This is a genomic window from Paucidesulfovibrio gracilis DSM 16080 (assembly GCF_900167125.1).
Lineage (GTDB): Bacteria > Desulfobacterota > Desulfovibrionia > Desulfovibrionales > Desulfovibrionaceae > Paucidesulfovibrio > Paucidesulfovibrio gracilis.
On record NZ_FUYC01000049.1, the window covers coordinates 1 to 2,154 of the forward strand.

At 56.2% G+C, this 2,154-nt stretch carries 3 protein-coding genes; 2 read left to right on the forward strand and 1 reads right to left on the reverse strand.

Annotated elements, in window-relative coordinates:
• On the forward strand, positions 1-575 hold a 575-nt coding region (locus tag B5D49_RS14985; protein ID WP_234990777.1), incomplete at its 5' end, for an RHS repeat-associated core domain-containing protein.
• Positions 576-584: 9 nt separating this feature from the next.
• A complete protein-coding gene (locus tag B5D49_RS14615; RefSeq protein ID WP_078718457.1) occupies positions 585-779 on the forward strand; it encodes a hypothetical protein in 195 nt (64 codons plus the stop codon).
• 1,067 nt (positions 780-1,846) lie between these two features.
• On the opposite strand, the gene B5D49_RS15100 is transcribed toward B5D49_RS14615, so the two are convergent.
• The gene (locus tag B5D49_RS15100) at positions 1,847-1,981 is read right to left on the reverse strand and encodes a hypothetical protein (RefSeq protein WP_268802033.1); all 135 of its coding nucleotides are present in this window, start codon (positions 1,979-1,981) and stop codon (positions 1,847-1,849) included.
• Between the last annotated feature and the right edge of the window lie 173 nt (positions 1,982-2,154).

Sequence of the window (2,154 nt, forward strand, 5' to 3'; positions counted from 1 at the left end):
GCCTGCACGACCGGGATCTGGGCTTTGTCCGCTTCGGCTGGCGTGATTACGACACCTTCACCGGCCGCTGGACCGCGCCCGACCCCATCGGGGACCGGGGCGGCGATCCGGATTGGTATGGGTACTGCCTTGATGATCCGGTCAACGGGGTGGACCCGCTGGGGTTGGAAGGCGGATTTTGGGGAGGAGTGAAAAAAATTGGAGCTGGGCTCGGAGAATTGTGGGACAAGGCTCCTGCGGGTATAGGTGAAGCCGTTAGCAAGGGAACGAAAGGGACCCGGGAGGCGTTGAGCAAAACGGCGGAGGCCTTTGCGACCAACGGGGATTTGCAAAAATATGCGGCGATCTCCTTGGGGGCAGGTGCGCTACCCATTGCCGCAGCCGTCGGCACGGCAGCAACACCAGCCATAGCCGGTGCTGCCATGCAGCATCCTGATAAGCTGGCTGCCGGTTCAAAGGGCATTGCAGATATTGCTTTTGGCTGGTTTGATCCGGGGCCGCCTCCGGCCTCGGTACCCGGTTATACCGGGAGTGGTGCCAAATGGATGTACAACAAATATAGAGAAAAAAAGTAGGGAGACTATATGAAAATCAAGCCAGCAGAGATCGTCATGGGGATTATGTTGGTCTCTATGGGCGTGATGGGCATGGGCGAAAAGGAATTGTTTCATTACGATGTTCCTATTCCACGCCCGGAAGTCTTCAGTGTCGCGTGCTTGGTTGCCGGGATTGTTTGGCTTGTTGTTCCTTGGTTTCTTAGATCTCGGAAAAAGCAATAACAATTGCAAAGGCCTTTGACGGACTCGTTGCTGGGGCATTTGTGGCACATCTGGCACCTGTGGAACAATGTAATGGCGTAACCTGCTTAAATTATTCACCGAAGCCCGGAGCCTCTCACGCCGGTAGCGGGGTTCAAATCCCCCTGGGGACGCCACAAGAAAAACAAGCGGTTAGGAGAAAATCCTAGCCGCTTTTTCTGTGGGCAAAAAGCCGTGGCTAACCGTATGGCTAACCGCCGTGCCCGAAATGGGGCGAAAAAGGGAGTGTCCGCCTCCCCCCTTTTTTAGGGACTGAAAAAACCTGCCACAGACCGCCCGGCATTTTCTCTCAATTCTGACACAGCACGCGGATGACTCCCCGCCCGGTCTATGGAATAGCGTCCCAGACTTTCAACGCCACCCCCCGCAGCGTTGCGCTTCTCAGCATATCCGATTACTGATTATCGAGTTCTTCTACACTTGAAGAATGACCCTTTAGGCTAGGAAAAAGCATGGCACTAAAATACGCCCCCCCCGGCAGGGACCATAATTTTTCGCAGATTCAATGGCCTGGTCCCTCCCGAAATGAAGAAAAAACGTCCGGTCATCATGATGTCAAACGTAGCGCCCTCACTTTGTCTTGTCGTTCCATTGAGCACTACTCCGCCGGACTTACTGAAACCTTGGCACCATCAAATCTATACCCCGAATCCGCTTCCAGCGCCTTACGACTCTACCTGGCATTGGGCAAAATGCGACATGGTATTCCCTGCCGCGTTCGCGCGCCTTACTATCCCGTTCGATGGGAAAGACAATTGCGGGAGGCGCCAATTTGTCAAGATACAAGTATCCAACGAAGACCTTGAGGCCATGCGCGCCGGTGTAGCCGCTGCTCTCGCTGGATCACGAGGTTGACAAGGCCCGTTTTTGACCCTATTTTACTTGTGTCTGCATCGTAAGATGCTAAGTCCATGCGCTAGGACCGCATGGCCGTGGCGGAGAGGAGATTGCAATCCACCGCTACGTCTGGAAAGCCCCACTTCGGTGGGGCTTTGCTCTTTTCGTTGGGACGAATACTCACCCCTTTTTTAGGTGTCTACTTTGTCTGCTTTCTGCCCCGCATTTTCAGGCCGGATGCCCACCAAGAACACCCCCAGGGCGGCGAGGACTTCCACCAGCTCACGGCAGGCTCGGGACAGGGCCAGGACTTCCGGGCGGGGCACCTTCACTTCTCGGTCAGGGTCGAGCGTCCACTGGCCTTTGGCTCGCAGGAAGCGGTCCAGGTCGCGGACCTTGCGTTGCGGGCGGCCTGCACGACCGGGATCTGGGCTTTGTCCGCTTCGGCTGGCGTGATTACGACACCTTCACCGGCCGCTGGACCGCGCCCGACCCCATC